Origin of the sequence: Marinilabilia sp. (genome assembly GCF_016278715.1) — a bacterium.
In the GTDB taxonomy this organism is placed as follows: Bacteria; Bacteroidota; Bacteroidia; order Bacteroidales; family Marinilabiliaceae; genus Marinilabilia.
Genome location: NZ_JADQBH010000305.1, coordinates 1 through 5,760, shown reverse-complemented (window position 1 = coordinate 5,760; position 5,760 = coordinate 1). Strand labels below are relative to the sequence as shown.

Annotated in this window: 5 protein-coding genes and 1 pseudogene; all 6 read left to right on the top strand. The window is 41.4% G+C overall.

The features are described from left to right. Positions 1 to 564: restriction endonuclease subunit S (locus tag QZZ43_RS18560; RefSeq protein ID WP_291862395.1), on the top strand; the 564-nt coding region annotated here is incomplete at its 5' end. Between the two features lie 240 nt (positions 565 to 804). Continuing rightward, on the top strand, positions 805 to 1,185 hold the full coding sequence (locus QZZ43_RS18555; protein WP_291862392.1) for a GxxExxY protein: 381 nt from the start codon (positions 805 to 807) through the stop codon (positions 1,183 to 1,185). A gap of 92 nt (positions 1,186 to 1,277) precedes the next feature. After that, positions 1,278 to 4,385, top strand: a complete 3,108-nt coding sequence (locus QZZ43_RS18550) for a type I restriction endonuclease subunit R (protein ID WP_291862389.1) — start codon at positions 1,278 to 1,280, stop codon at positions 4,383 to 4,385. Positions 4,386 to 4,427: 42 nt separating this feature from the next. Continuing rightward, entirely contained in the window at positions 4,428 to 4,808 is a 381-nt protein-coding gene (locus QZZ43_RS18545; RefSeq protein WP_291862386.1) for a calcium-binding protein, read from the top strand. A gap of 98 nt (positions 4,809 to 4,906) precedes the next feature. Then, the gene (locus QZZ43_RS18540; protein ID WP_291862383.1) at positions 4,907 to 5,584 is read left to right on the top strand and encodes a hypothetical protein; all 678 of its coding nucleotides are present in this window, start codon (positions 4,907 to 4,909) and stop codon (positions 5,582 to 5,584) included. Continuing rightward, positions 5,578 to 5,760: pseudogene (locus QZZ43_RS18535) on the top strand (hypothetical protein); the annotation flags it as partial. The gene QZZ43_RS18540 and the pseudogene QZZ43_RS18535, both read left to right, overlap by 7 nt.

Here is a 5,760-nt window from a genome sequence, read left to right as displayed (position 1 = left end):
GGAAAACGATTTGTTAAAACTGATATGATTTCAGAGGGTATCCCTTGTATTCATTATGGCGAAATGTACACACATTATGGTACTTGGGCGGATAAAACTAAATCATTTGTTAGTAAAGAGCTAGTTGAGAATAAAAAACTAAGAATTGCCGAAAAAGGGGATGTTGTCATCGTTGCCGCTGGTGAAACAATTGAAGATATTGGTAGAGGAACTGCCTGGTTAGGAGATGACGGGGTTGTTATTCATGATGCTTGCTTTTCATATAGAAGTATTTTAAATCCTAAATATGTCGCTTATTTTTCAAGGACTAAACATTTTCATGATCAAATAAGAAGACATATCTCTTCCGGGAAAATTTCAGCAATTCATGCAAAAGGATTAAGCAAAGTAGTAATTCCGGTACCTTCACCAGAAGAGCAACAACGCATCGTTACGATCCTGGACAAATTCGACACCCTGACGGCGTCCATCAGTGAAGGATTGCCCAAAGAGATCGCATTACGAAAAAAACAATATGAATATTACCGGGAATTGTTGTTGACGTTTCCGAGGCACGAAGGGTAACCACGAAAGGCACAAAAGGCACGAAAAAAACAGGAACGAGAAACAGGATAACCACGAAAGGCACGAAAGACACGAAAAGTATGAAAGGCACGAAAAAGTGTGAGAACCACGAAAGGCACAAAAAACACGAAAAGTAAGAAAGGCACGAAAAGGTGTGAGAACCACGAAAGGCACGAAAGACACGAAAAGTAAGAAAGGCACAAAAAATGATAAAATATTGTTTGAATAAAACTAAAATGTATGAACGAAGACATCATCTATAAGGAAGAATGTTACGCCATCCAGGGTGCCATTTTTGATGTGTATCGCGAAATGGGCTGTGGTTTTCTCGAAGCGGTTTACCAGGAGTGCCTGGAGAAGGAATTGAGAAGGCGTAATATTCCTTATGTAGCTCAGCCCGAACTGCAACTAAACTATAAAGGTGAACCCTTGAGACAAAAATATAAGCCTGATATCATAGGTTACGATAAGATAATTATAGAGTTAAAAGCCGCAAAAAGCATCCTGCCGGAGCATCAGGCTCAGGTTTTAAATTATTTGAAAGCAACAGGAATGCGACTGGGGTTACTCGTTAATTTTGGAACATACCCTAAAGCCTCCATCACACGACTGGCTCTTTAAGCTTTCGTGGTAAAAAACAGAAACCATGACAACCAACAAAGCCATTGTTTTTCGTGCTTTCGGTGCCTTTCGTGGTTAAAAAAAACAGAATTATGACGACCTACAAAACCATAGCTGAATCCAACAATTTCATTGTATTAGACAAATACACCAAATTCTCGGAGGTAAATGAGGCGCCTGCCGGCTATCAATCGGAGGCAGACCTTGAGCGGGAATTCCTTCAGGATCTGACCAATCAGGGCTATGACCATCTCCGTAAGGTAAACACGCAGGAGGGCATGCTTGCCAATGTGAGAAAACAGCTGCAGCGACTCAACGATATGGAGTTTACCGATGGAGAGTGGCGTCGTTTTGTGGAGGAATATTTAGACAGACCCGGTGATAACCTCATCGATAAAACCCGAAAAATACACGATGACTATATTTACGACTTTGTCTTTGACGACGGGCATATCCAGAATATATATCTGGTAGATAAAAAGAAGATTGCCCGCAATAAAGTGCAGGTCATTTCGCAGTTTGAGCAGGCAGGGAGCCAGGCCAACCGGTACGATGTTACCATACTGGTCAATGGCTTACCACTGGTGCAGGTGGAACTGAAAAAGCGGGGTGTTGCCATTCGTGAAGCCTTTAACCAGGTGCATCGGTACACCAAAGAGAGCTTCAATGCCAAAAATTCCCTCTTTAAGTACCTGCAGCTTTTTGTCATATCCAACGGCACCGACACCCGCTATTTTGCCAACACCGTAGAGCGCAATAAAAACAGTTACGACTTTACCATGAACTGGGCAAAGTCGGATAATACTTTGATTAAAGACCTTAAAGATTTTACAGCCACCTTTTTTCAAAAAAACACCCTTTTAAATGTACTGCTTACCTATTCCGTATTTGATGTGAGTGATACGCTTCTTGTCATGCGGCCGTATCAAATTGCAGCCACCGAACGGATCTTATGGAAGGTAACCAGCTCTTATCAGGCAAAAAAATGGTCTAAGCCCGAAAGTGGTGGTTACATCTGGCATACAACAGGATCGGGAAAAACCCTTACCAGTTTTAAGGCAGCACGCCTGGCCACACAGCTTGATTTTATCGACAAGGTATTCTTTGTGGTGGATCGTAAAGATCTCGACTTTCAAACCATGAAAGAGTATCAGCGGTTCTCCCCCGATAGTGTGAATGGATCGGAAAGTACCGCAGGCCTGAAAAGAAATATTGAGAAAGAGGACAATAAGATCATCGTTACCACCATTCAGAAGCTCAATAACCTCATGAAAGGTGAGCGTGATTTGCCGGTATTTCAAAAGCAGGTGATGTTCATTTTTGACGAAGCCCATCGCTCACAGTTTGGAGAGGCACAAAAGAATCTCCGGAAGAAATTTAAAAAGTACTATCAGTTTGGGTTTACCGGCACGCCTATCTTTCCGGAAAATGCTTTGGGAGCAGAAACAACCGCCGGAGTATTTGGTCGTGAATTGCACTCCTATGTTATTACCGATGCCATCAGGGATGAGAAAGTACTAAAATTTAAGGTTGACTACAATGATGTTCGGCCTAAATTTAAAGCAATAGAGACCGAAACAGATGAAAAAAAGTTAAGTGCAGCCGAAAACAAAAAAGCCTTGCTGCATCCTTCCCGCATCAAAGAAATCTCTCAATACATCCTGCAAAACTACAGACAGAAAACCCATCGGTCGCAAGGGAGTGCAAAGGGATTTAATGCCATGTTTGCCGTAAGCAGTGTGGATGCTGCCAAATGCTACTATGAAGCGATCAACAATCTGCAAAAAGAGAGCGAAAAGCCTTTGAAAATAGCGACCATCTTTTCCTTTGCGGCCAACGAAGAGCAAAATGCCATAGGTGAGATAGCTGATGAGAGCTTTGAGCCCTCTGCAATGGACAGTAGTGCAAAGGAATTTTTGACCAGGGCCATCAACGATTATAACGCGATGTTTAAGACCAGCTATGGGGTAGATAGCAAAGAGTTTCAGAACTACTATCGCGACCTTGCCAAGCGTGTGAAGAACAAAGAGGTCGATTTACTTATCGTCGTGGGTATGTTTCTGACGGGTTTTGACGCACCTACCCTCAATACGCTGTTTGTGGATAAGAACCTGCGTTATCATGGTCTGATGCAAGCTTTTTCGCGCACCAATCGTATTTATGATGCTACCAAAACCTTTGGCAATATTGTAACCTTTCGCGATTTGGAGACGGCGACTGTTGATGCCATTACCCTTTTTGGTGATAGCAGCACCAAAAATGTTGTGTTGGAGAAGAGTTATAAGGAGTATCTGGAAGGCTTTAAAGATATAGCCACCGGTGAAGCACGTCGTGGTTATATTGATGTGGTAAAGGAGCTGAATGAAAAATTCCCCGATCCGGATGAGATCGACACGGAAAAAGATAAAAAAGAGTTTGCGAAGCTCTTTGGAGAATACCTCCGTGTTGAGAACATTCTTCAAAACTACGATGAGTTTACCCATCTGAAGGCATTGCAGGTAGTTGATACAGATGACCCCAAGGCTGTTGAGGAATTTAAGGAAACCCACTTTGTCACGGATGAAGATATAGCTGCCATGCAAGCGGTGGATGTGCCTGAAGAGCGAACGATTCAGGATTATCGGTCCACCTATAACGATATCCGGGACTGGCTGCGACGCGAGAAAAGTGGTAAAGAAGCAGAGGACTCAGATATTGACTGGGATGATGTGGTTTTTGAGGTGGACTTGCTTAAATCGCAGGAAATCAACCTTGATTATATCCTTGAATTGATTTTTGAGCATAACAAAAAGACCAAAGACAAGGATGAGTTGATAGAGGAGATCCGCCGTGTTATCCGAGCGAGTATTGGTAACCGGGCCAAAGAGAGTCTGGTTGTTGATTTTATCAATAAAACAGACCTCGATACCATGAAAGACAAAGCAGGAATTATAGATTCTTTCTTTGCTTTTGCACAGGAAAAACAAAAAACAGAGGCGTCGGAATTGATAGCAGATGAGGACCTAAATGAAGAAGAAGCCAGAAGGTATATCATGACCTCATTAAAACGTGAATATGCCAGTGAGAATGGGACTGAACTCAATTCTGTTTTACCCAAAATGAGTCCGTTGAACCCTCAGTATTTGAAAAAGAAGCAGAATGTTTTTCAAAAGATTGCTTCGTTTGTTGAGAAGTTTAAGGGAGTGGGGGGGCAGATATAGATTGATGAAAGATATTTTTTCTAATAGCAAGAATCAACTACAATGAACACAAAAGATATAGAACAAAGAATCGAGAATATAATTGAAGATAAATCTTTGAATGTAAATTCCGCAAACCTCAAAAGATATCTGGACTTCATTAAAGCCAATATTGAGTTACCACATAGAGTAACAGGAATTGAAAGTGATTTTACATACACCGAATATGGAAACAAAACTCCGGATGGAGATAAAGTTTTTGAGATTGTCGGTTATGAGGAAAATATAGAAGATTTCTCAAATATCTTTGCAAAGGTAAAATGCACTGATTCAAACAAGGAGATATTCGCACTGCAACTATTTGAATTTAAGTCCTTAGAAGCCTCTTCAAAAGAAGGCCAAATCCTGGCAGATTACTCCTATTGGATTGAGGAGTATTTGTAGTAAATCTATAGCCATCAAGCCTGTCAGTACGATCAATATATTTATTTAGGGCAGGATTTGTCGGAGAATAAAATAAAAGAAATAAACTCTAATTTATTATGCTACACATCACACCAACTCCCAGAGGAATCGGTGTTAAGCTCTGGGGAACACATGAAGACCTGAATAGCTTTTACGAAGTGATAGGGAAATTCTGGGGAGAGGAGAGAAACCTGACTATGACCGGATCGGAGAACCGGGACAAACTTATCAGCAGTTTTTCTTATGAAGTCAGGAAGGCTTTTGAAGGGCAACGTCTGAAAAAGAAAAGTGACCATCCTGAAATTGATGAGGTCGAATACTTTGGGGCTGAGATTTCCTGGATCCATTTTTTATTTTTCCTTGCCGCACTAAAATTTAACATGCGTTATTCAGAAACCACCAAGTTTGATATTGCCATGGTGCTTCAAGTTGAGTATTGGCTGGAAAAAGCAATGAAAGAGTTTGACGAGACCGGGGCCCGCAAGTTGATTGGATTTATTGATGGCGGAATATATGAGGCCAACGAATATATTTACCATTATATGAGAAAGATCAATATGGATTACGTGATGCAGGGAGGTGGGAAAAAAGCTTTCAGGGAACTTCCTGAACTGTTGGAAAAAGCATCCTTTTTAACGGACGAATATGATGTTTACCAGACCTTTCTGGAAAATGAAGCCAAAAGGCTGGGTTGTACTGTGAATGATCTGGAAGTTGATGATGACTATGTTGATTATGAGGGGGTGAAATGGTGATGTCTCGTTCAAGCAAGCTTGACACTCCTTTCGCTAAACGCAATGATTGTGGTTTTCTGGAAAAGTTAGTAGCCCTGTTTTTGATTATTTTCTTTGTTCTTTTTGGCATTCCGCGTGTCGCCGAAGCTTTAGCGGAGGCACTGGCCCCAAAAAGAACCAAATCCCGATTATGGTTT

Bases quoted from the DNA above. Each gene is read 5' to 3' on its own strand.
- QZZ43_RS18555 (WP_291862392.1), top strand. From the start codon at position 805: ATGAACGAAGACATCATCTATAAGGAAGAATGTTACGCCATCCAGGGT.
- QZZ43_RS18550 (WP_291862389.1), top strand. From the start codon at position 1,278: ATGACGACCTACAAAACCATAGCTGAATCCAACAATTTCATTGTATTA.
- QZZ43_RS18545 (WP_291862386.1), top strand. From the start codon at position 4,428: ATGAACACAAAAGATATAGAACAAAGAATCGAGAATATAATTGAAGAT.
- QZZ43_RS18540 (WP_291862383.1), top strand. From the start codon at position 4,907: ATGCTACACATCACACCAACTCCCAGAGGAATCGGTGTTAAGCTCTGG.